This is a genomic window from Gimesia aquarii (assembly GCF_007748175.1).
Taxonomy (GTDB): domain Bacteria; phylum Planctomycetota; class Planctomycetia; order Planctomycetales; family Planctomycetaceae; genus Gimesia; species Gimesia aquarii_A.
In genome coordinates this window covers 445,222-468,220 of sequence record NZ_CP037422.1, presented here as the reverse complement: position 1 = coordinate 468,220, position 22,999 = coordinate 445,222, and the positions used below count along the sequence as shown (strand labels likewise).

Annotated in this window: 22 protein-coding genes; 13 read left to right on the top strand and 9 right to left on the bottom strand. The window is 45.7% G+C overall.

Annotated features, from left to right (window positions below):
* Positions 1–146: 146 nt before the first annotated feature.
* Together V202x_RS01910 and V202x_RS01905 are read right to left on the bottom strand one after the other, a co-directional pair.
* Positions 147–881 carry an RraA family protein gene (locus V202x_RS01910; RefSeq protein WP_145170714.1) on the bottom strand — a complete coding sequence of 245 codons (735 nt, stop codon included), beginning with the start codon at positions 879–881 and terminating at the stop codon, positions 147–149.
* A gap of 26 nt (positions 882–907) precedes the next feature.
* Complete coding sequence (locus V202x_RS01905; RefSeq protein WP_145170712.1) at positions 908–2,188, bottom strand: lactate racemase domain-containing protein; 1,281 nt, start codon at positions 2,186–2,188, stop codon at positions 908–910.
* Positions 2,189–2,505: 317 nt separating this feature from the next.
* On the opposite strand from V202x_RS01905, the gene V202x_RS01900 reads away from it, so the two are divergent.
* Positions 2,506–4,149: a flagellar hook-basal body protein gene (locus V202x_RS01900; protein WP_197993173.1), complete on the top strand. Its 1,644-nt coding sequence runs from the start codon at positions 2,506–2,508 to the stop codon at positions 4,147–4,149.
* 18 nt (positions 4,150–4,167) lie between these two features.
* Here the strand turns inward: V202x_RS01900 and V202x_RS01895 are convergent, their stop codons facing one another.
* Positions 4,168–4,614: an SRPBCC family protein gene (locus tag V202x_RS01895; protein ID WP_144980757.1), complete on the bottom strand. Its 447-nt coding sequence runs from the start codon at positions 4,612–4,614 to the stop codon at positions 4,168–4,170.
* Between the two features lie 187 nt (positions 4,615–4,801).
* Between V202x_RS01895 and miaA the strand changes: the two genes are divergently transcribed.
* Positions 4,802–5,749: a tRNA (adenosine(37)-N6)-dimethylallyltransferase MiaA gene (gene miaA / locus V202x_RS01890; RefSeq protein ID WP_145170708.1), complete on the top strand. Its 948-nt coding sequence runs from the start codon at positions 4,802–4,804 to the stop codon at positions 5,747–5,749.
* Between the two features lie 237 nt (positions 5,750–5,986).
* On the opposite strand, the gene V202x_RS01885 is transcribed toward miaA, so the two are convergent.
* Positions 5,987–6,364, bottom strand: a complete 378-nt coding sequence (locus tag V202x_RS01885) for a GxxExxY protein (RefSeq protein ID WP_145170706.1) — start codon at positions 6,362–6,364, stop codon at positions 5,987–5,989.
* A gap of 411 nt (positions 6,365–6,775) precedes the next feature.
* On the opposite strand from V202x_RS01885, the gene V202x_RS01880 reads away from it, so the two are divergent.
* The 6 genes from V202x_RS01880 to V202x_RS01855 all read left to right on the top strand — a co-directional run bounded on the left by V202x_RS01880 (position 6,776) and on the right by V202x_RS01855 (position 13,747).
* On the top strand, positions 6,776–7,624 hold the full coding sequence (locus V202x_RS01880) for a menaquinone biosynthesis family protein (protein ID WP_145170704.1): 849 nt from the start codon (positions 6,776–6,778) through the stop codon (positions 7,622–7,624).
* Between the two features lie 53 nt (positions 7,625–7,677).
* Entirely contained in the window at positions 7,678–8,475 is a 798-nt protein-coding gene (locus tag V202x_RS01875) for an SDR family oxidoreductase (protein ID WP_145170702.1), read from the top strand.
* 68 nt (positions 8,476–8,543) lie between these two features.
* Positions 8,544–10,163 (top strand): L-aspartate oxidase, encoded by a 1,620-nt coding sequence (gene nadB, locus V202x_RS01870; RefSeq protein ID WP_145170700.1) that lies wholly within the window; start codon positions 8,544–8,546, stop codon positions 10,161–10,163.
* 27 nt (positions 10,164–10,190) lie between these two features.
* Positions 10,191–10,964: an SDR family NAD(P)-dependent oxidoreductase gene (locus V202x_RS01865; protein WP_145170697.1), complete on the top strand. Its 774-nt coding sequence runs from the start codon at positions 10,191–10,193 to the stop codon at positions 10,962–10,964.
* A 16-nt stretch (positions 10,965–10,980) separates the two neighbouring features.
* Entirely contained in the window at positions 10,981–11,889 is a 909-nt protein-coding gene (locus tag V202x_RS01860; RefSeq protein ID WP_145170695.1) for a leucine-rich repeat domain-containing protein, read from the top strand.
* 226 nt (positions 11,890–12,115) lie between these two features.
* Positions 12,116–13,747 (top strand): response regulator, encoded by a 1,632-nt coding sequence (locus tag V202x_RS01855; RefSeq protein WP_145170693.1) that lies wholly within the window; start codon positions 12,116–12,118, stop codon positions 13,745–13,747.
* Positions 13,748–13,792: 45 nt separating this feature from the next.
* Here the strand turns inward: V202x_RS01855 and V202x_RS01850 are convergent, their stop codons facing one another.
* The 5 genes from V202x_RS01850 to V202x_RS01830 all read right to left on the bottom strand — a co-directional run bounded on the left by V202x_RS01850 (position 13,793) and on the right by V202x_RS01830 (position 16,897).
* Positions 13,793–14,215 (bottom strand): hypothetical protein, encoded by a 423-nt coding sequence (locus V202x_RS01850; protein WP_145170691.1) that lies wholly within the window; start codon positions 14,213–14,215, stop codon positions 13,793–13,795.
* Positions 14,216–14,232: 17 nt separating this feature from the next.
* Positions 14,233–14,760 (bottom strand): SRPBCC family protein, encoded by a 528-nt coding sequence (locus tag V202x_RS01845; protein ID WP_145170689.1) that lies wholly within the window; start codon positions 14,758–14,760, stop codon positions 14,233–14,235.
* Positions 14,761–14,777: 17 nt separating this feature from the next.
* Positions 14,778–15,128 carry an ArsR/SmtB family transcription factor gene (locus V202x_RS01840; protein WP_232098775.1) on the bottom strand — a complete coding sequence of 117 codons (351 nt, stop codon included), beginning with the start codon at positions 15,126–15,128 and terminating at the stop codon, positions 14,778–14,780.
* Positions 15,129–15,503: 375 nt separating this feature from the next.
* A complete protein-coding gene (locus tag V202x_RS01835) occupies positions 15,504–16,556 on the bottom strand; it encodes a Gfo/Idh/MocA family protein (protein ID WP_145170685.1) in 1,053 nt (350 codons plus the stop codon).
* 2 nt (positions 16,557–16,558) lie between these two features.
* Positions 16,559–16,897, bottom strand: coding sequence for a VOC family protein (locus tag V202x_RS01830; protein WP_145170683.1), 339 nt, complete (start codon positions 16,895–16,897; stop codon positions 16,559–16,561).
* Positions 16,898–17,326: 429 nt separating this feature from the next.
* Here V202x_RS01830 and V202x_RS01825 point away from each other — a divergent pair, with 429 nt between their 5' ends.
* From V202x_RS01825 to V202x_RS01805, 5 genes are all read left to right on the top strand, one after another.
* Positions 17,327–19,024 carry a hypothetical protein gene (locus tag V202x_RS01825; protein ID WP_145170681.1) on the top strand — a complete coding sequence of 566 codons (1,698 nt, stop codon included), beginning with the start codon at positions 17,327–17,329 and terminating at the stop codon, positions 19,022–19,024.
* A 605-nt stretch (positions 19,025–19,629) separates the two neighbouring features.
* The gene (locus tag V202x_RS01820) at positions 19,630–20,556 is read left to right on the top strand and encodes a glycosyltransferase family 2 protein (protein WP_197993172.1); all 927 of its coding nucleotides are present in this window, start codon (positions 19,630–19,632) and stop codon (positions 20,554–20,556) included.
* A gap of 53 nt (positions 20,557–20,609) precedes the next feature.
* Positions 20,610–21,383, top strand: a complete 774-nt coding sequence (locus tag V202x_RS01815; protein ID WP_145170679.1) for a class I SAM-dependent methyltransferase — start codon at positions 20,610–20,612, stop codon at positions 21,381–21,383.
* Positions 21,384–21,459: 76 nt separating this feature from the next.
* Entirely contained in the window at positions 21,460–21,831 is a 372-nt protein-coding gene (locus V202x_RS01810; RefSeq protein ID WP_145170677.1) for a hypothetical protein, read from the top strand.
* A 120-nt stretch (positions 21,832–21,951) separates the two neighbouring features.
* Entirely contained in the window at positions 21,952–22,764 is an 813-nt protein-coding gene (locus V202x_RS01805) for a class I SAM-dependent DNA methyltransferase (protein ID WP_145170674.1), read from the top strand.
* Positions 22,765–22,999: the final 235 nt, after the last annotated feature.

Genomic DNA, 22,999 nt, shown 5'->3' with positions numbered 1-22,999 from the left:
AACAACAAAGTCACGAAACGTAGCAAAGTTCTTGATAACACGACCGATTGCCAGATGGGCAGGCTGATTTCTTAAGCTGTAAAAAAAGAGGGCTCATATAGGGAGCCCTCTTTGTAATTTAATGTTGAATTGTTGTAGAAATCGTGTTATTCACCCCGCAAGCGTTTGCCCAGTTTGGCGATTTCCGCTCCAAGTTCTTTGCGGGCAGCTCCCAGACCTTCGGGGGTCAGGTTACCTGCTTTGAGATAATCGAGCACAATATCTTCGGCTTTCATTAACTCCTTGCAGGCGTCGGCGATTTCAGAAGCGATTTCGTTGGGAATCGTCGTCACTCCATTCAGGTCGCCGTGCAGCAAGTCACCGGGATAGATGGGAATCCCCCCCACAGTCACTGGAACATTCACCTGGAGCGTGTGACAGTAGCCGTGGGCACAATTGGTGCCGTTCGTGAACGCGGGAAAGTTCAGAGCTTCCACCTGATCCAGATCGCGGCCTGCTCCTGAAGTGATAATCCCCTTCGCGCCATAAGCTTTATAGGTAGAGCACATCACTTCGCCAAAGGTGGCAGACGCTGTGGGCTCATCAATATCCTGATACACGACGACAGGAGCACCTGGCAGTGATTCGAAGGCAGCAACCTGGGCATCGAGACCAGAATAAACATCGCCACTACGCGGAGGAGCCATACTGCGAAACGTGGAAGTCAGGGCATAGCCAACCATGGGTGGCATCTTGGGAAAACAGGCTTTGATGGTATCATTCATATAACCTGTGTTGCGGGGTCGAATGTTCCAGAGCTCGATCACATTACAGACGGTGGGAGTATCATACTTGGCGAGTTCTTCAAGAGCGGCAGAGGAGAGACCTTCGGTGGTGGACATGAATTTCTTTCTGTTCAAGTTAAATTTTAGTGTTGAGGTTCATCAAAAACGGAGGACAAATTGTGTTGTGCATCGAATGGCAATTCGAAAGGACCGGAAATAATTTCCAGATCATCCCGCTGGTTGATTTCTTCCAGAAACGTTTCACTGACGACAACTTCACTTAATTCGAGTGTGTCATAAATCTGCACGATTCGACTGTTTTCAGGTGTGGTGAGCCCGATGGTCTGTAACGCCGCTTCAATGGCTTCCCGGTCGGTTTCGTAGGCCAGTGGAATCATAGCCGATGTAGGGTGACTACCAGTATTAGCGTTTATCTTAGTGATTTTCCAGTCAACGCTATCCACAGTTCGCTGAGTCGTAAATTCCGCTAATCCAATTCCTAACGCATTACCGTGTGTTTCGGCGGTAAGGCTGCGCACCATAATACGTTTCACGGCGACATTGTCATGCTCGGTTGCTGCATGATCATTGTACTTCCGACCAACGACACAGGCATCCATGCCGGACCCACTGATGTTTTTCCCAATCCGATCTACAATCAGAAGATCTGTCTTTGTGAAAGGTAGCCGCGGCAGCCAATCTTTTGCGATCGTCAACAACGCCTTTTCTCGTTCATAAAACTGTCCCGGTGGAATGGCTTCGATCAAACCGGTTTCATCATAAGAGTTTTCTACGATGGCCAGGCCACCGGCAATCGAACATTTTTCCAGAACCGACCTTCCCACCGCTTTGATGATTTCCTCAAAGCTGATATCTTCAATCGCACGATGATAGATTTTAGCACCCTCATGTTTTCCGAGACCAATGAGCATCATCTTATGCAGACCCGATTCGATATCGCCAACAAACCGCGTGTGTGGCTTCACACGCCCACATATTAAAACGTGATCTGCTTCATAAGCGTGTTTATCAAAATGGACGGGGATGCCGTGGGATGTGGTGTCGACAACCACCGTCTCCATTGATGAGCGAATCTCAACGCCCATCTCTTCTTCGGTGATACCGTATCCTGCTAAAACTCCTGCCTGTCCTTCAGCGGTTCCACCGCCGTGACTTCCCATGGCAGGTACAATAAAAGGTACCGCCTCGATAGATTTCAGGTGTTCGATCGTGGTTTTGATAATCAAAGCGATATTGGCGATGCCACGACTCCCCACTGTGATGGCAACAGTCTCTCCTGGTTTAACCACTTCCCCTAAATTGATTTTGGCTAGCTCTGCGTTGACTGCCTCGGCGACATTCTCTATTCGTGAAGACTGGAAGTTTTGGCGAACTCGGTAAAATTTGGGAAGCTCAGTAGTCATGTTTCCTGCTCTGATCTTTTAAAAGTCATTGCCATTTCGCGTTCAGGATCTCAATCCCTGTAAATTATGAAGAGTTGGTTATTGTACGAAATCAAAGTGTGTTTACGCTACATAGGAGAGCAATCGCTGATAAGATTCTCTTGAAACACTCAAATACAATGATTCATCGCCCGGCTAAATTATGTATCTCCGTGTATATCAAAGAGAAACGTCTTGTTCTAAAGCGGCAATTTCGATACCTTAAAGATTCTGATTTTCAAAGAATGAACAGCAATTCGAAGCTGGAAGTCGAACCTTGTTACTGCAGGGAAGCAGGTATGAGAAAAAATTTTGAACGGATCATTTTTGCCGTCTCTGTATGTGTGCTCGTAGGTGTGCTTTTTATTCAGGGCATGCTCTATTTAAGGAGTCTCGGTTTTTCAGAAGAACCCACACTCCTCTCTGTTGCCGTTGAGCAACCAACGACTGAAGGTCCCCAAGCTTTGCTTGAGGAACCAGTTGTTAAAAAAATCAATTTGAGATCGACTGAAAATGATCCGAAACCAGCTAAAGAAAATCTAATTCCTGTGGAACTGGCCTTAGCAGAATCCAGTCCCTTCAATGAAGAGCCTGATGAGTCAAACTCCGAGGGTCCTGTCTTGAAGTTACCGCATGCTGATGAAACCAGACAACCCCTTAATCTGGAAGCACAAAAACCAGAGTTTCCCGCGTTATTGAAACCCACACCAGCATTTCCCCAAACACCCGGTCCTTTGATGCCCCCTCTCAATGCAGAGCCGTTACAGGATTCAAAAAAATCATCCGATTCCAGAGATGATCAGATTACACGTTCGATTATCAATGAGCATCTGCCTCATGCTTCTAAAGAGGAATTAGAAATCTGGTTCGAAGAACTTCAAGGAGTACCCCACAAAGTCGCTTCGGACATGCTTTCCATTCGTAAGATGTTACAACCCAAAAGTGTACTGAACGTCCCGGAAGCTAAAGGGCATCCGTCTCTTCCAGGTCTTACAGCTGACTCAGCTCAGCAACCTGTCTCGTCACCCAGAGCAGTGTCCCCAGATCAGAGTGGTTTTATCGGCTTTTCTTCCAAGGCAGATCACGATGAACTAACACAACGTTTAAAGCCAACCGTGGATGCGCTGCGATTATCACGTGATGTGATTGTGAATAATATTGCCAATGCAGGAACCGTTGGCTTCAAACGCTCCTATGTCGAGTTTGAATCTTTGCCCTATGAGTATCTTGAGACGCCCGCCAGTGAGGAATCAAAAACAGAACCCCCAATTGCAGTTGGAATGGGAAGTCATGTTTTGCAAACTCGTATCTCACAAACTAAAGGTGAGCTGATCAAAACGGGACGCGCGCTGGATCTTGCCATCGAAGGCAAAGGCTTTCTGCAAGTGAAACTGGCAGGAAAGACCGCCTTTACGAGGTCTGGCCGCTTGACACTCGATCAACAAGGCAGACTCTGTTTAGATGGTTCGCAAAGGACGTATTCTATTGTCCCAGAAATTCGAGTGCCGAATAACGCTTATTCCATTCAGATCTCCGATTCGGGTGTTGTGACGGTAATGGTCCCTATCCCTGAAAAGCGCGAAGGAAAAGAGCAAACTGTTGGTCAACTTTCGATTGTCTGCTTTACCGATCAAAGTGAACTCGTTCCCAGAGAATCCTGCTTGTTCGAAGCGACTCCCCGTTCTGGTGCACCGCGCGTTCTCACACCAGGTACGAAAGGAGCGGGTCTGATTCGTGCGGGAGTTTTGGAAGCGTCTAATGTTTCTATTAGCGAAGAGCTTGAAGCGTTATCGCAAATCAAACAACGCCTGGACGCGTTAAAAGCAGTCTATTTGACAGAGCCCAATGAGCCGATTCAGGCTGACCTGGGCTTACCGGCTGAACGTATCGCCCAGCCTGGAGCTAAACGACTCCAGAGAGAGAACCGACCGGTCTTTAAGTAAATGATGTATGTAGTTCACTTAAGAAAAAAGTGCTTTTAGAGCATTGTGTCGGTGATAAAAACCCTCGTCAAACAGATCCAGCAGCTTAGTTTCGGTAATTAGGAATCCAAGCAGACCGCTCGGTGGTTCGAACTCCAGTCGATCAATGACCGTCACCTCGTTCTCTCCATTAGCGACAACATGATGTTCGTGGACGTAATGCTTGAGTGGCCCGGAAATCTGTTTCTCGGTATATAACTCGGGCGACTCAAACTTGATGATTTCGTGCGTCCCTTCCTGCACTTTTCCGAAGCCCTGGATTTTGAACTCCAGAATAGCACCTTGATATAATTTGTCCGGTTTGTTGGTAAACGACAAACCAGTATCGGGCGGACTGATCTTGAGAATGTTATCGGTATCGATCAGGAATTCAAAAATTTGTTCGGGAGTCCCCGTTAACTGAACGCTGGCTTCAAAGTTCGCCATAGTGTGTCTCTTTCGACATTTGCCGCTGATAAATATACTAAGTGATTACATTGCCTGTATCTAAACGTTCCAGAACACGGTTTGCAGTAAGTATCCTAGCTAACTAATTCTGAAATAACGAGTCACCATTGAGAGAGTCTCACCCGATTTTGAGTGAGGCGATATGTTCGCATAAGTTGAATTGATTATGCAGTTTTCGTCGGAAATCTTGAAACGATGCTGGTTTTTGTCGGGTCCGACGGCTTGTGGGAAGACCGAACTCAGCCTGTTGCTGGCAGAACATCTCAACGCAGAGATTCTAGCCATGGATTCGATGTCGCTCTATCGGGGCATGGATATCGGAACCGCGAAGGCCTCTCCCGCAGAGCGGAAACGCGTGCCGCATCATCTGATTGATTTGATCGATCCACACGAGAAGTTCAGTGTGGCTGACTATTTTACGGCTGCGGAAGAATGTTGCCGCCAGATTATTGATCGGGGGCGAACCCCTCTTTTTGTAGGAGGCACGGGCCTTTATTTAAGAGCGATTTTGAGAGGGGTGTTTAACGGTCCCTCTGCGGACTGGGAATATCGTCGCGAAATGGAAGCGTTCGCGGAGACCGAGGGAAACGAGGCGCTGCATCGTCGTCTGGTTGCCGTTGATCCCGTCTCGGCAGAGAAGCTACATCCGAATGATGTCCGCCGTGTGGCCCGCGCGCTGGAAGTGTACCATGTGTCAGGCATCCCACTTTCTGCACAGCATGATGAGGGGATTTTGAATCCGGAGGAATGTCCAGCAAATGTCTACTGGTTATTGCCGGATCGGGAATGGCTTTATGAGCGCATTAATCAACGTGTGGATCAAATGCTCGCCGAGAGCTTGCTGGAAGAGGTCAAACAGTTGCTGACTGCCACCAAGCCAATGAGCCGTACTGCCCGGCAGGCGTTGGGATACAAGGAATTGATTGACTATCTGGAAGGAAAGTACTCCTACGAAAGAGCCGTCGAACTGCTCAAACAACAAACACGACGCTTTGCCAAACGGCAGCATACTTTTTTCCGCAACATCAAAGAGTGCCGCGAAATTGATGTTCATCCGGAAGATCAACCGGCTGATTTGTTGGGGAAAATTTTGAACTTTAAGCAAGGTTCATAATGTTTTTTACTACCACGAAAAGCACGAACGTCACGAAAACTTATGAATTTCATAGAACTCTAATCTAAGTAATTTCTTTGTTAGAACATCTTTAAGCATGCATGATTTTATTATAAAACCATTTCTTCCAATGATCTTTATTAATCTCTTCGTATATAGATTCTGACTCAGAATCTATTTTAATTTCGTGCTTTTCGTGTCTTTCGTGGTAGTAAATACTCAAATCAATTTTGCTGTTCACAAAACAAATCGCTTCACTGTTGCTTTAGGATGACAACCAAAATTGACTAACAGTCCGAGTTTCATGTCGGTTGCTTTTAGATAGTTGAGAATCTGTGCCTGATGTTCTGAAGCGAACTCTTTTACCGCTTTGAGTTCCACAATGATTGAATCAAAGCAAATGAGGTCTGGCTGGTATGTTTGCTGAAGTAGAGCTCCTTTGTAGGAGAGTTGCAACTCTGGCTGTGCAACAAATGGTATCTTGCATACCCGTAGTTCATGTTCTAGGCATTCCTGATAAACGGCTTCCAGAAAACCGCATCCCATTTCACGATAGACCTCAAACACCGCCCCTTGAATTGCGTAGCATTCTTCTTTGAATAGAATTTCGGGCATTTGATTTTCTTTCTTTTGCTACCGCGAAAGGCACGAAATTCACGAAAAATTTGAGTGAGGTGAGAATCTCATTTTCTTGTCTTTTTAAAAATTTGCTTCAATAAACCATCATAAAAATCTCTTCAAACATTGGATTTATCAGGAACTTACTTTTTATCTTTTTCGTGCTTTTTGTGTATTTCGTGGTAGTAAAAAATATCACCAACAGTATATGAATATACATCTCCAATTTCGCTGTATCAAGCAGTTGATTGTTCGCTGAGTTGTTTTCGTGGCATGGTGGCTAAGTTGTCAGGAACTTTCTATAGTAGCTGACAGAGTAAACGTCAATTTTCTTGTTGATGAAGCTGGTCTATCTTGCCAGTGCTGCATCGCATGTATTCCCCTTAAATAAAAGTTGTATGTAATCCCATGATGACTGATGAGAAAGTATTAATTCAGGTAGGCCATAGTCCTGATCCGGACGATGCCTTTATGTTCCATGCTTTGGCAAATGATAAAATCGAGACAGGTAAGTATCGATTTACGCATGAGTTACAAGACATTGAAACACTCAACCAGCGGGCCTTCAATGCAGAACTGGAACTGACCGCCGTCAGTCTGCACGGTTACGCCTATCTGACCGATACCTATGCCATTTGCTCCTGTGGTGCCTCAATGGGCGACCAGTATGGTCCCATGGTTGTCTCAAGGGACAATTGGACCATCGATGACTTGCGGGGCAAAAAAATTGCTGTACCCGGGAAACTGACCACAGCATTTTTAACACTGAAACTACTACTGGGCGATGATTTTGAATATGAAGTGCATCCTTTCGATGAAATTCTCAATCTGGTGGAACAGGAAAAAGCAGACGCCGGTTTGATCATCCACGAAGGGCAATTAACATATGCCAATCAGGGACTCAAGCTGGTAGTTGACATGGGTCAGTGGTGGTATGAAGAAACAGGCCTGCCTTTACCTCTGGGTGCTAACGCCATCCGCAAGGACATGGGTCCGGAAATGATGGAAGAAGTGACTGCGATTCTGAAGCAGAGCATTCAGTATGGGCTGGAACACCGAGATGAAGCCCTCGATCACGCTTTGAAATATGGCCGTGATTTGAATCGGGGAAGTGCTGATAAATTTGTCGGCATGTATGTCAATGACTGGACTCTGGACTTCGGCGAACGGGGACGTGAAGCAGTAGCGACACTGCTCAACCGCGGTTATGAAGCCGGCATCATTCCCAATCCGGTCAAACTCGAATTTATTGGTTAGTCTTCAATGACGCGTGCGTGATTGAGTTATCGAGATAGAGAAGGCGGTACGTGATGAGTGAATCTTCCTCATCCCAATATTTACAAACACTGTTTGGCCTGACAGGTAAAACGGCTGTTGTCATTGGTGGCACGGGAGTCCTGGGCGGCGCGATTGCTGATGCACTGGCTCAGGCAGGCGCACATGTGGTCGTCGTGGGGCGCAATGCGGAAAGCGGCGCAAGCCGTGTACGTTCGATTGAGGAAAAGCAGGGGAGTGCCGAATTCTTCACGGCCGATTCCACAAATCGCTCCGACCTTGAAGCATTGGTTGATCACCTTAAAACAAGAGGAAAAGCAGTTGACATTCTGGTCAACGGGGCGGGAATCAATGCAGCGACTCCCTTTCTGGAAATCAGTGACGAAGAATGGGATCGCATTTTTCGCGTGAACCTGCTCAGCGTCAAGGTGGCCTGCCAGGTCTTTGGTCAGGCGATGCTCGATCAAAACATTTCTGGTTCGATAATCAATATTGCCTCTATGAGTGCCATCACTCCCTTATCCCGTGTTTTTACTTATTCTGCATCAAAAGCGGCAGTCCTGAATCTCACGCAAAATCTGGCGCGTGAATGGGCAGAACAGGGAATTCGTGTGAATGCACTTTCTCCTGGTTTCTTTCCAGCTGAGCAGAATCGAAAAGTGCTGACACCAGAGCGTGTCGCGAGTATCATGACTCATACACCGGCAAACCGTTTTGGTGATCCGGACGAACTGGCAGGGGCAGTGCTGTTACTGGCTGCCGGGAAGGCGGGAAGTTTCATTACGGGGACGAACATGGCCGTCGATGGTGGTTTTTCCTGTATGACAATTTGATTTCAGTGAAGCTGCTCGATGTAAAATCAGAGTCGCTTCAAAAGCACGAGGTTAAGGAGCACGCAGACTTGGATCCGATCCCTATTGAACCTGGTCAACGCTATCTAACCCGCATCAATCCAAAGCGCATTCCACATATTTTCACCGATGTGTTGATCATAGGTGGTGGTATTGCCGGTTCTCGCGCCGCATTAGAGATCGATCCGCGTCTGGAAACGATTATCGTTAACAAAGGGAAAGTCACTCAATCCAATAGCGCTTATGCACAAGGTGGTATCGCAGGCGTGCTGGACCCTCTGGACGATGTCACAAATCATATCGAAGACACATTGGCCGCGGGAAAGGATCTTTGTGATCGAAGTCTGGTCGAGCATGTCTGCCACGAAGCCCCTCAGCATATCCGGGAACTGATCGAGATCGGAGCCGACTTCGATACCCGGGACGGAAAAATTGCTTTAACCAAGGAAGGGGGACACAGTCATCGTCGTGTGGCACATGCATTGGGCGATGCGACGGGAAAAGAAATCATGCGCGCCTTGATCTCTGCTGTGCATAGCCGTCCCTCCGTCCAAACCTGGACGAAGACCCCTACCATCGATCTTGTGACAGAAGAAGGAAAGTGCCGTGGGGCGATTATCTGGAATCGCTATCATGGGAAAACTCTGATCTGGGCAAAACAGGTTATTCTGGCGACGGGTGGTGCGGGTTGTTTATTTCGCGAGTCAACCAATCCACCACTGGCGACCGGGGATGGACATGCTTTGGCATTTCGTGCGGGTGCCTTGCTCCAGGATATGGAATTCATGCAGTTTCATCCAACGGTGCTCTATATTGCAGGCGGTGCACGGTATCTCGTCTCAGAGGCAGTGCGAGGTGAAGGTGCCTATTTGCGCGACTGCAATGGTGTGCGGTTCATGTCGGAATATCATGCCGATCAGGAGCTAGCGCATCGAGATATCGTGAGTCGCGCCATTACAGACAGAATGCAAAAAACAGATCATTCGTGCGTTTATCTGGATTTAACCCATCTGAAAAAATCACTGATTCAGGAACGCTTTCCCAACATCAATCATGTGTGTGCGAGCTTTGGGCTTGATTTATCAAAAGATCAAATCCCCGTTCGCCCTGGTGCGCATTATATGATTGGAGGCGTGAAGACCGATCTGCAAGCACGGACTTCGGTGCCTCACCTCTGGGCCGCGGGTGAAGTCACTTCCACAGGTTTACACGGCAGCAATCGATTGGCTTCGAATAGCCTGCTGGAAGGTTTAATCTTTGGGGCGGCCGCGGGAAAAGGCGCATCCGAAGCAGCGTTGAATCAGCCCGATCAATATTCTGCCTCACTCTTGTCAGACTGGGAGAGTGAAAAAGGTTCGGACGAAGATTTAAACAGTAAAGACCTCAGAAATTCATTAGCCAGCTTAATGTGGCGCGATGTAGGGATCACACGCAGTGCCAGTACCTTACAAAACGCCAAAGACAAAGTTGATTTCTGGAGTCGTTATGTTGTCAATCGTGAATTCAAAAATTTGAGTGGTTGGGAATTACAGAACATGTTGCTGGTATCGCAGCTCATGATTTCTTCTGCCATTGAACGTAAAGAAAGTCGCGGCGTGCATTATCGTAGCGATTTCCCTCAAACCGATCCCGCATTTCAAAAACATATATCAGTCATCTCAACGCACTGATAAAATATCAGATAAGAAGGAGTTCTCATGCTACCCGGAATCAAACTGTTCGATTTATCTGGTCGTGCTGCCATTATTACCGGAGGTTCTAAAGGCTTGGGTTCCGCGATGGCGGAAGGCTTAGCCTCTGCCGGCGCAGATTTGCTTTTGATCAGTCGAAATCAAGAGGAAGTAGAAGCGACGGCGGCCCGCATTCAGAGCGATTATGGAAATCGAACCATTGGGATGCAAGCCGACGTCACAAACGCAGACCAGGTCGCCGCGATGACGGACCGCGCAATGACCGAATTCGGGAAGATCGATATTCTGATCAATAATGCGGGGATTAACACACGCGGTCCGATCGATGGATTGACGTTGGAAGAATTTCAGGAAGTGCAAAATGTCAATGTGACAGGCCCCTGGTTGTGTACCAAAGCCGTGGTTCCTCATATGAAACAGGCGAAGTACGGTCGGATTGTCAATCTAGCCAGTACCCTGGGATTGGTGGGGATGGCCAATCGCACTCCTTACACTTCCAGTAAAGGAGCCGTGGTGCAGATGACACGGGCACTCGGAATTGAACTGTGTGAATTTGGTATTACCTGCAATGCCATCTGCCCGGGACCGTTTCTCACACCGATGAACGAACCTTTTGCAGAAACGGAAGAGATCAAGAAATTCATCGTGGGCGCCGTGGCGATGAATCGCTGGGCGCGCATGGAAGAAATTCAGGGCGCTGCTATTTTCCTTTCCAGCGATGCATCGAGCTATATGACGGGCAGTATGGTCACCGTCGATGGTGGATGGACGGCGCGTTAAATGAGTTGGTGATTCAATGAATTCTGATGAGAAACCTGATTCTGTTCGTCTTACTAAAATGAATAGACGGGTTCTCATCCGCCGTGGTTTGATTGCTGCTTTGATCCTGGTCTGCATGGCAAGTGCATATTCATTTTTCCTGGTATTTCAATTTCACAGACACATCGCCACCTTTCAAAAATACAATGCAGGTCTGTTGGTAAGCTACGAGGACGATCAGGGAAACACGTCTGTAGGAATTTATGGATCGGCACCAGGGCCCTTCTTTATTCCCGCTCCGTTTAATCGATACCATCGCTCTCTGTATTCCATTTATTTACGCGATCAGCCCAATACTAACACTGAGGAGATGGACGAACTATTCCGTTTGTTTCACTATTTTCACAAACTGGAAGAATTACATTTAGAAGGGATTTTGCTCGATCAGGATAGAGCGAACTCGATTTCGAGTCTGTCGAATTTAAAGAGACTTAAACTGCAAAGATGCCAGATTGAGGAAACATGCCTGATCTCTTTATTGAAGACCAAAGAACTAACGGGGCTCAGTTTAGAGGATTCTACATTTCCGGAAGTAGAGCTGGAACAATTGAAGCAGATGCCAAATAATGAGTCGTTACAAGCTTTGAATTTGGCTAATTGCCATATTACAGATCGCACTGCAACCATTCTTTCCCAATGTCGAAATCTGGAATTCCTGGACCTGTCTGGAACGCAAATCACCGATCTGGGACTGAAACAACTCGCCCGGCTCCCTCAGCTTCGAATTTTGATTCTGGACCACACGGATGTGACTGATGCCGGGGTCGCTTACCTGTCATCCACACCGAATCTGGTTGAATTAAGCCTCAGTAATACCGGGGTTTCTGATGAATCATTGGAGACCCTAAAGAGGGATATCCCTGCCCTGAGAGTCTCTGATGACTGATCGAATGAGTCTGTAAGAGCAAAACCGGCTCTCTAATGTAGATCATTTCCCTCACTGTATTTGCAGACTAATGTGCTTAAACGGTTTAATCGGAACTCTCGGTTCCAGGCCAATTAAAAACCGATTGAATTTCCAACTCATTTGCAACTCAGGCGTATTCTCTGCCCTAATTTAATACTAACTGCTCATTGAACGCTCCAATGTCCCCTTTGAAGAAGTTTTTGAGATGAACAATCAAGCTACCAAAATATTGATCGTTGATGACTCCGATGTGGTGAGACGCATTCTTTCGAGTGCATTGACGAAAGACGGATATGAGTTGTACACCGCCGTTGATGGCGAAGATGGCAGCAATAAAGTTCGCGAAATCAATCCCGACATCGTATTATTAGATGTTGAAATGCCAGTCTTAGATGGCTTTTCCGTTTTAAAGGAAATCCGAGCGAACTACAGCGCCGAGCAAGTATCCGTGATTATGGTTACTTCACACAGTGATGGCAAAGGGATTGCTCGTGCTTTTGAAGAAGGTGCTTTTGATTACATTCCCAAGCCGGCAACCGAATCGGAGATTAAGGCCCGCGTGAGAAATGCGATTCGCGCTTTGGAATTGCTCCGTGAACAAAAAACATTAAGAAGAGAAGCGGAAACAGCCAACGAGTCTAAGAGCGCATTCCTGGCTAACATGAGCCATGAAATCCGCACTCCCATGACAGCCATTCTGGGGTATACCGAATTGCTGGAGCTGGAAGCGAAAACACATCAGATGCCGGAATTGTTTATGGACTCACTGGATACCATCAAGCGCAATGGTGGACACCTGATGGAGTTGATCAACGACATCCTGGACTTGTCAAAGATCGAAGCCGGTAAACTTGATATCGAATCGATCACCTGTTCTCCTCAGAAAATTGTCGAGGAGGTGATGGAACTGGTTCAGGTCAGAGCTGAGGCGAAAGGCTTGAAACTGGAAGCGAGTTATAAGTTTCCATTACCTGTCAAAATTAATTCAGACCCCACAAGAATCAGACAAATCCTGATTAACCTCATAGGAAACGCAATCAAGTTTACGGAAGTCGGAACGATTCGTCTTGAGACAGAACTACTGGACAATCCCGGAGAGGAACCACGGATTCAGTTTTCTGTGATTGACCAGGGAATCGGAATGACTGAGTCTCAGTTGTCGAATTTATTCCGCCCATTTACTCAAGCCGATTCTTCAACAACACGAAAATACGGTGGAACAGGGCTGGGACTCACGATCTGCAAACGACTGGCAGAAATGTTGGGTGGAGATATTTTAGTCTCGAGTGAGTATAACAAAGGCTCGAAATTTAGTGCCGCGATTCGGACGGGAAGTTTAGAAGGTGTAGAACTTATCCAACAACTTCAGAAACTCGATGAACAAGCAAATCAGGAAGAGGAACTCACTCAGTGCGCTTTTCCTCGTTTCAATGAATCGACGCTTCAGGGTAGAAAAGTGTTATTAGCTGAAGATGGCCCCGACAATCAAAAACTGATTGCCTTCATATTGAAGAAAGCGGGGGCGGAAGTCACAGTTGCTGAAAATGGAGAAGTCGCACGACAGAAAGCTGTGGAAGCCATGGAAAGCGGCGTCCATTACGATGTCATTCTGATGGATATGCAAATGCCGATTTTGGATGGTTACGAAGCCACCCGACAAATTCGCGAGCATGGCTATCCCGGGCCCATCATTTCATTGACTGCCAATGCGATGGAGGGAGACCGCGAAAAATGCATCGAGGCAGGTTGTAACGACCACCTGACCAAACCAATTGATCGCAATAAATTGATTGGTACCGTGAATCTCATCTGTCGTGCTGAGGCTGTGGCTTCATGAAAACAATTCCTGGCTAAGTAAGTAGAATCATACGCCACGCTGGCATTAGTTCACCGGTGTTGGTTCTGCATTGACTATGGTCCGCCTTGCGAAGAAGACACCCAATAGCGCCGCCACGAGTTTCGCCGTCATAGACAACAGAAATTCAATCTCCATGGCTCCCAAGAAACCGACAGTTGCCGCATCGATGATTGCATACCACACCGTAAATGTCACTGCGAACAGAAAACCATTTCGGCCAGGAAGACGTTTCGTGAACAGGTAACCCGCACCAAGAAAGAGAGCCGTTCCTGCGATGTGTGAACACCATGGCGAAATGCGCAAGGCCGCTGCTTCATAGAACTCATTTGGATGCCCTGGATTAATGAAAAATACGTAGACGAGCATCACAAGAATGGCAACCAGTACATTAATCGCCAGCAATGCGACGGCCACGCCGATGGTCTTTGCAAAGTCGATTGGTTTCATAAGCTTCGCTCCTATGTCTAGCGAATGTACTTCTCTGGTATTGTATTACAGGTGTAGTAACGTTTTTCCTGCGGAATCGCGCCGGGCGTGAACGTGCCTTCATGGACACGAGATAGAACACGTGCGATCATCTTCTTCATCATGAACCCCCAGCCAACTCGCATCATGTTTCGAGTCAGCCAGTCGATATTTTCGGCGCCACTATGCTCAAGAATCAGCATTGTCCCACCGTCCTTTGGCGATAGCGTCCAGGAAATTATCATTGGCTTGGGCCGTGGACGGTTCGGATCTTTGGGGACATGAACCCAGCTCCAGACGAGTCGTACGGGAGGCTCTGCTTCCAACACTTCACATTCCGTGACTCCCGATCCACAAAGTCCGGGGTCACATCGAAACTGAAACTTGTGCCCCACGATCGGCTGATGATCGTTCGGCTCCAGCCACTCTGCGAGCGCATGCGGATCAGTGATTGCAGCCCAAACATCCTCTGGCGGATGTGGATAAAACCGTTCCTTGCGAATCGTAATAGGCCGACGTGCCACCATTTTGAATTCCCCTTCAGTCAGGTCTTCCGCTTTGAATTTTTCTGCTTGTCGAGATACTCTCCCAAGGCGTCGAGTTTGTCGTCCCAGTATTTCTCGAAGTGTGACACCCAGTCATGTACTTCCTGTAATTTCCTTGCTTCAACTGCATAAAGCCGCACTCGACCCTTTTTTCTGCTGCGAACCAGACCGGCTTCGCGGAGGATCCTCAGATGCTTCGAGACTGCTGGCTGGCTTATCGAAAACGGTTCCAACAATTCACTGACGTTTCTTTCACCTTCGTGCGACAATCGCAGCAGCAGAGCGCGACGCGTCGGATCAGCAATTGCGGTATAGACGTCATAGGTTGGATGGGCTGATTTCATAGTCATATTATATAACTGATCGGTTATATAAAAAGAGGAGAACGTTCAAATTTCTGTAAATTTCTGAATAAATATTGGGAATCCTCTCGCAAACTCGCAGTGTTGTACTACACAACGAGAGCCGGGGTCCGTGCTTCGGGATAGATACTTCAAGGTTCTATCAAGCGAGCATGAAATCGATCCACAGGTCTTTCACTGAAGATCTTTAAGATTCCGCATCCAGCTGGCATTGCTCATCTTCAGCAGATCAGGATCTCCCGCGTTGTAGTCTGATACTGGCAATCTACTTGTTTTGGAATCGCTTTGTTTGACTAACCAAAACAAATTTGAGATCGAGCCAGAGTAGAATAATTTGAACCAGGGATCGTGACAGCGATTTCCCTAATCCAGATATTTGGCAAGTCGCTGTTTAGCTGCTTTCAACGTCGTTGAGTAAACATCCTGTAATTTGACAGGAACACCGCCTTTGGCTTTGCTGATATCAGCGGCCGTCATAAAAGTATAAATTTCTGTGGATTCTGCATTCGATACCGGAGGTTTGCCGGTACGGAAAAACTTTACCACTTCCACCAGCAATGGTTCGTAGCCACTGAAGCTGCCAATCTGTGCCACGCCTTTCGTTCCAAAGGCAGTCCCTCCATAACCACCTTGATAGCCATTATTCGCTTTGCGACGTCCTCGAAACGTACCAATTTTTCCCTCTTTCCAAGTTCCCACAGCAAGGTCTGTCTCAGGCGTATTCACGCGGATGACCGTTTCACAACCGGGGCCCATAATCGTATACATGGTTTCGACGCCATGAATTCCGTACCAATAGAAATCGGGATGTGTCGTTTCCACAGGGCAGGGGCTGTAAGCATCGCAGCCGATAATTTCACCAATCTTACCGCTACGAATTTCTTTAGCACCATCGGTATAACGTAGTGAAGAAGAACTGAAAACGGGAGTTTTAAAATGCCTGGCCGCTTCAAAGATCGCAATCACATCAGCCAGATCTCCGGCAATGGGTTTATCAACAAACAGCGGTTTACCAGCTTTTAACACAGGAATGGCCTGCTCCAAGTGCACGCGACCATCGTTGCTTTCTAACAGGACGGCATCGACTTTGGAAAGTAACTCTTCGATCGTAGGAACAATTTCGACCCCCTGCTGCTTGACCAGTTCCGTTATTTTAGGAACGCTCTCCAAACTTTCTTTGATTTCGCGACTACCGTGGGGATAAGCGGCAACCACTTTGCAAGCTTGAAACTCTTTGAATTCCGGTTTGGGATGATTCAGAATCTTTGAAAAACTACTGGAATGCGAAGTATCCAGACCAATGATTCCAATTCGTAGTGTTTTTGGATCTTCGGCATAACTGAGATGACATACGCTCAAGCAGAATATCGCGATCAATGTCCATTTGAAATTTAAGCAGCCGCACAGGAATCTCATTATTAAAATTCTCCAAATTCAGAGCCGTCGGTAAATTCCATAAACTCATACACGGCCCCATCGATGAGCACGAAAACCACTTTTAAATTCTCCATCGCCTGAAACGGTCCCAGCAGGATTTCTGCCCCTTCAATCTCCTTCTCAAGATCAGGAACTTTAAACGCGATGTGGGGTTGGTCTCGAACAGGTCCCGTGACAGGCGTGTCGGCTTCGAATCTTAGATATTCAATTTTGTAGGGGTGCTCATTGGGGTTGGTTACATAGACTTTGGTCTCAGAAACATAGATTTCATTAGGCTGTGGTTCATCAGTAATCACGCCCACATGATGAAATTGTCTCATTAAAGTTCCTTTTGCAGTATGAAATCTAATCTACCCAAACGATGTAGTTCGCTGGCATAGATTCTACTGATATCGATCAATCAGTTCAAAGGGGTAGGCAGGAAATGATGCATTAATGCAACACGATTGTCTGCCAGTATTAAGATCACTGCCAATTAGATCTGAAATGGTGAAATGTAATCAATAAAACCTTGTCATTGCCTAGTACCATCAGTCAGTATATTTTTTGTCCTTATCTATGAATAGAACCTGCGAACCAAGTTTAATCCTGATGAAAGTGACTAACTCAGTCATCAGGTGTCTTGAGTTCAACCACAAAGCAAACCGCATTGATTGAGTGATACCTACTCTAACTTGTGTGCTTTCAGTCCCCTCAATGAAAGTTTTGCCTTTTCTCTATCAAAAGTGCTACATCAAAAACGAGTTGAAATGAATAATCTGCTGCCTTTGATTATTGTCTGCTGTTCAATTGCGATTGCAATATTTTGTAAACAACTGACTTTAAAATTTGTAAAAGCCTTCAGGTTCGCATTACGCAAAGCGCCTCATAGTGTGGCGGGAGGAGTTGTGTTTTTCACATTACTGACTCTCGCTATGGAACTTTTTTTTGGACTATGTATTCACTTTCCGAATCCGATCGTTCACGACGAATATGCCTATGTGCTTGCGGCTGACACATTTGCCTCAGGTAGGCTGACGAATCCAACACATCCTCTCTGGGAACACTTTGAAAGCTTCCATATTATCCAGAGGCCATCATATCAAGCTAAATATCCTCCTGGACAAGGAGCCGCTCTTGCAATCGGACAAGTATTGTTCGGATTTCCGATAGTTGGTGCTTGGCTGGCAATGGCTGCTGCAAACGGTGCTATCTTTTGGATGCTTTGTGGTTGGGTCCCAAGAAGATGGGCCGTATATGGCGGCTTTCTCTCAACGCTCAATGCCACTTTCTTGATTATGTGGGGGCAAAGCTACTGGGGAGGTCAAGTTGCTTTACTGGGTGGTGCCCTTTTATATGGGGCTTATCCGCGTTTAAAGAAAAAGCCCCAAATTTCTACGTCGTTCATTTTGGGTGTTGGTTTAATCATACTTGCAAACAGCCGGCCTTATGAAGGGCTTTTAGCAGCATTGCCGATCGCGATTGCGCTTTTATGCTGGCTATTCGGGAAACAGAGACCTGGTTGGTCGGTTGCTGTTTCTCGAATTATTATTCCGATAGTCGCGATATTAATTCCTGCTTTTTTATGGATGGGATATTATAACTATCGTGTAACAGGAAGTATCACAACACTTCCCTATCAAGCGTGGGTCGATCAATACTATCCTACGTCAATGGAAGGGCTCATATTTTCTGCAAAAAAAGAAACTGCCAGTAAAGAGCCTCCCCGAATCATTTACGGTTATGATTCGGCCGCTCATCAAGCAGAACCCAAATTCGAACTTCAATTTACATCTGTTAAGATGAGCTTGTTTATGAAATTATTGAGGTTCGATATCACCTATACAGGCTCTTATGTAATCATTCTAATTTGTTTCTGCGGTATCGGTGCACTTTTCAGAAAACGTGAGACTTTATTTGCGCTATTGATCTCAATGTTATTGATTGTTTGCGCTGTTTCTCAGAATACATCAGGGAATCCTCATTACATCGCCCCCATTGGTTGTTTATTAATTTTGCTGCAAATCCAATGTTTGAGATATGTGTATCAGTGGAAAAGGAATTGGCGTCCTGTGGGGAAAATGTTAGTTGCCATCACGCTTGTTTTGACTGCCCTTTCAACAATCACGATGACCGCCAGTTATGCGAATCCGAATCCAACCACGGCATTCCATAGTTGGGCTACTGAAAAGCAACAAATTTTGAAAAAACTCGCCGACATGGGAGGGAAACATCTGATACTGGTTAAATACAATCGAGATCATAACATTCATCAAGAATGGGTCTATAACCGGGCTGACATCGATGAATCCAAGGTCATCTGGGCTCGTGTATTAGAGCCAGAAAAAAACAAAAAATTGATTGATTACTTTAAAGATCGATCAATTTGGATCATTGAAGTAGATCAGCCTGAAATCAGATTAATACCACTGCGTAATAAAAAAAATGAATCAGGTCTCAATATTTGATCGCCATTCATTCACACTATAACATTGGTCTCAAAACGGTAGATTTCATTTCACTGCCGTTACAAAGAAACCAGAGAATCACACCGAACTCATCACATTGACGGCCTTTTAAAAAATGAGTGACTCACAATTGCGTTGGAAAAGCGCCTGTGACACTTATTCGACTTTTAGCGATAAGTCCGTTCAAAATAATTGGTACATCATGATGCATTTTTGCAACATGATCCGCGCTTGAATACCAGAAACGATGACTACGAAATGATATTTTATCGATTGCCATCAAAAATTTCTTGTCATTACCTGTGGCACTCCGTCAGAATAATTTTACCTGCATCACTTACATGATTATTGCTGATTGAACTCCTCGCTGAATACAACCGAATCATGATTTTCACATGTTTAAGAACTATGAATCGATTTAAAAAATTGATGACGCCGTTTATTGAAGTATGATTTCTCTAACTGGCATCCTTTCATCAGCTCATTGATTAAGCAACATCTCGTCCTGCCCGGGGAATGAATCTGGCGGTAGGACTGTTTTTACTTGGAACGCCTTATGTTGGTTCCTTGAGAACAAAACATCTTAGCGTGGTAAAAATAACATCATGAATATGGCTCCTTTGACTCAAAAACTCGAACAGAGCGATCGACCGAAATCGGTTCCCAATCCATTTACCGTAATCGTCCCCTGTTTCAACGAAGTTCAGGCACTGCCTGATGCTGTCATTGAGCTGAAGAGTATTTTGTCCGAGATCGGCCCTCATGAACTCATTATCGTTAATGATGGTTCGACTGACGGTACGTGCGCTGCGCTGCAATCACTGCAAGAGTTTCATCCGGAAATCAAAGTTCTGAAACATGAGACAAATCAGGGGTATGGTGCTTCTCTCAAAACGGGTGTGCGACACGCCAGCTATGAATACATTGTCATTACCGATGCCGATGGGACCTATCCCAATGAGCGAATTGGTGATTTATTGGCGAGTATGAAAGATTACGACATGGTTGTGGGGTCGAGAACAGGTGAAAACGTAGAGTATTCTACATTCCGAAAAATCCCCAAGTATTTCTTGAAACATTATGCTTCGTGGATTTCCGGTCGCAACATCCCCGATTTGAATTCTGGTTTGCGAGTCTTTAAACGGAGCCTGGCAGAAAAGTATCTGAGTATTCTGCCTGATGGTTTCAGTTTTACGACGACGATTACAATGGCACACCTGACAAATAAATACAGTGTGCATTATGAGCCCATCAATTACTCCCGCAGAATTGGTAAATCAAAAATCCAACCAATTCGAGACACACTTCGTTTTTTACAGTTGATTATCCGCCTGGGAGTCTACTTCGCTCCTCTTAAAGTTTTTGGCCCTTTTGCAGCAATTCAGATCGTTGCCTTTATGATTTCGTTCATGTACGACATTTTTATTTTGAACAATATCACAGACAAAACCATCATGCTGCTAATGTTTAGTATGAATACAACTTTTTTTGCCCTCCTGGCAGACATGATTGATAAACGCAGCCAAAACTAACTCGTATCAAATTAGTGGACATTGCAATTGTAAAATAGAGAAATTTCATCTGTATGTCGACCAATTCTAATCCCAACAATGTAGACGCCGTGGCCAAAAAGCTCCCCTTAGAGGCAGAGCATCTTGAGGCACTTTCGCGTATGCAATCATTAACACCCTACTATCAATGGTCTATCGAGCTGGTTGCTCCCTGGCTGGGAAAAAGAGTATTAGATGCAGGGTGTGGAATTGGTAATGCAACGGAACAACTAAGTCATTATGCAGAATACGTACTCGCCGTTGATTTGAGTCCGCAAAACATGCAAGTCCTTCAACATCGTTTCGCCGACTATGCTAATGTGGAATGTGCGCAACTTGACCTCGATGAAAATATGGAGGAAATCGCGCGCAAGAAAATTGATTCCATTATCTGTTTTGATGTTTTAGAACATGTGGAAAACGATCAAGCCCTGTTAACTCAATTTTTTAAAATGGTTCAACCGGGTGGACATTTATTAATAAAAGTACCAGCGGGGCGATGGCTTTACGGTAGTGTTGATATCGCTTCAGGTCATTACCGGCGTTATATCAAGTCAGAATTAAAGCAAAAAGCAACACAATCTGGATGGCAGATTAAAAAGATACATTACATGAATCTTTTTGGTGTCATCCCTTATTTTATGAAAAGCCGAATTCTGAAAAAACAAGCGAACTTCTCGCGTACAATGTCAACTCGGCAATTAGCGAGAATTAAAAGAATGCTTCCCATCCTGAAAAAACTTGATCGATTCGTCGGGCCTCCGATAGGACAATCACTAATTTTGATTGCACAAAAGCCTTCAACATAATTGCTTTCTGACTTTAATTTTCTGCAAATCGAATGATAGTTCTGTGCAAATTTTTAGTTTCATTAATATGAAGAGCATGCGGTACATCATTCTGATTGTCGTAAGCCTGGTCACAAATCTCAGTATTGCATTTGGTCTATTTTATTTAGGGTTTGCTGAGTCGATCTCTTTTGCAGTCGCACTGGCAGTAACTTATATTCTTAATTTTTCTGGATGTCGCTGGTTTGTTTTTTTATCAACTGAAATACCTTTGCTCAAACAGTTTATTCATTTCACAATTACGAACGGTTCGTTTCGGATTCTTGAATATCTTAGTTTGCTGGCACTCAGCGCACTGGAATTTTCGAATTTCTACGTCAGAGTTTTGTTAGTATTGGGAACTTCCTTTGTGATGAAATTTTTTGTCTATGGAAAGTTTGTGTTCGGCAACATCAGACAATCTCGATAATAATGAACAGCCTCTGAATCGAGTGGTAAATTCTGAGCAGTTTACAACATCGTCATCTATCATCGATCTTTCAGCTTATCATTTTTATTAACGATTTATCATTCAACGAACAGTTCGAAAATGGAAGAGCATACAAACCCGCAATCACAGAACCAACAAGACGCGGACACTGACCATGCCACTCGCGACCGTGAGTTATTCGATCAAATTGCGGAGAAGTATTGCCGTAAAGACTTACTGACTGCAACCCGGCATGCACGCAGGCATCGTCTTTTTCAGACATTGAGATCCATCCCCATGTCCCCCAAAGCTGATGTGTTAGAAGTGGGATGCGGGGCAGGCTTCTCGGCAAAATACCTGGAGGGGCGCGTAGGTAGTTATTGCGGGGTCGACTACTCGGAAAATCTGATACATTACGCTTGTGTGCATAATTCAGGACCAGAAATCGAATTCGTAGCGGCAAATATTAAGGACTTCCAGCCGGGAAAGTCGTTTGATCTAATATTCGCGATTGGGCTTTTGCACCACTTCGACGATCTTGACTCAATGCTCAAGAGTACCGTTCAACTGCTGAAGCCGGGAGGCTGGTTCATCGCCAATGAACCACAGCCTGGAAATCCACTGGTTTCTGTTGCCAGACGAATCCGTAAGCGCATCGATACGCACTATTCTGCAGAACAGAAAGAATTGACGGCTCGATCACTTCAGGATGCCTGTGAACGGGCGAACTTGAGTTCTGTGCAAATCCTACCACAGGGTCTGTTCTCAACTCCTTTTGCTGAGGTGCCCCTCAGTCCCCAATGGCTATCCACCCCATTTTCGTATCTCGCGTGTTTTACTGATAAGATTGTAGAACGATTGCCAGCGATAGCACTTCGCAAGTTAACCTGGAATCTCATCGTCGCTGGTCAAAAACCGGAAGCTGAGTGCTAGTGAGACCTCAAACGGCGAATCGTTTCATTGATCATTCCTGTTTCCCATCAGCATACGGTTTTAACGCCAGCATGCCGCTAATGAAGTCTTGCTGGTGGCTCAGTCTGTCACTTGATTTCATATCGACTTGCTGCAAACCATCTCCGCGATACTACTATTGCGAAATCTTTTCGTGAAATAAAGCAAATATACCACAATAGTACGCTCTGAACGGTGGCATGCTTTACACATTCAC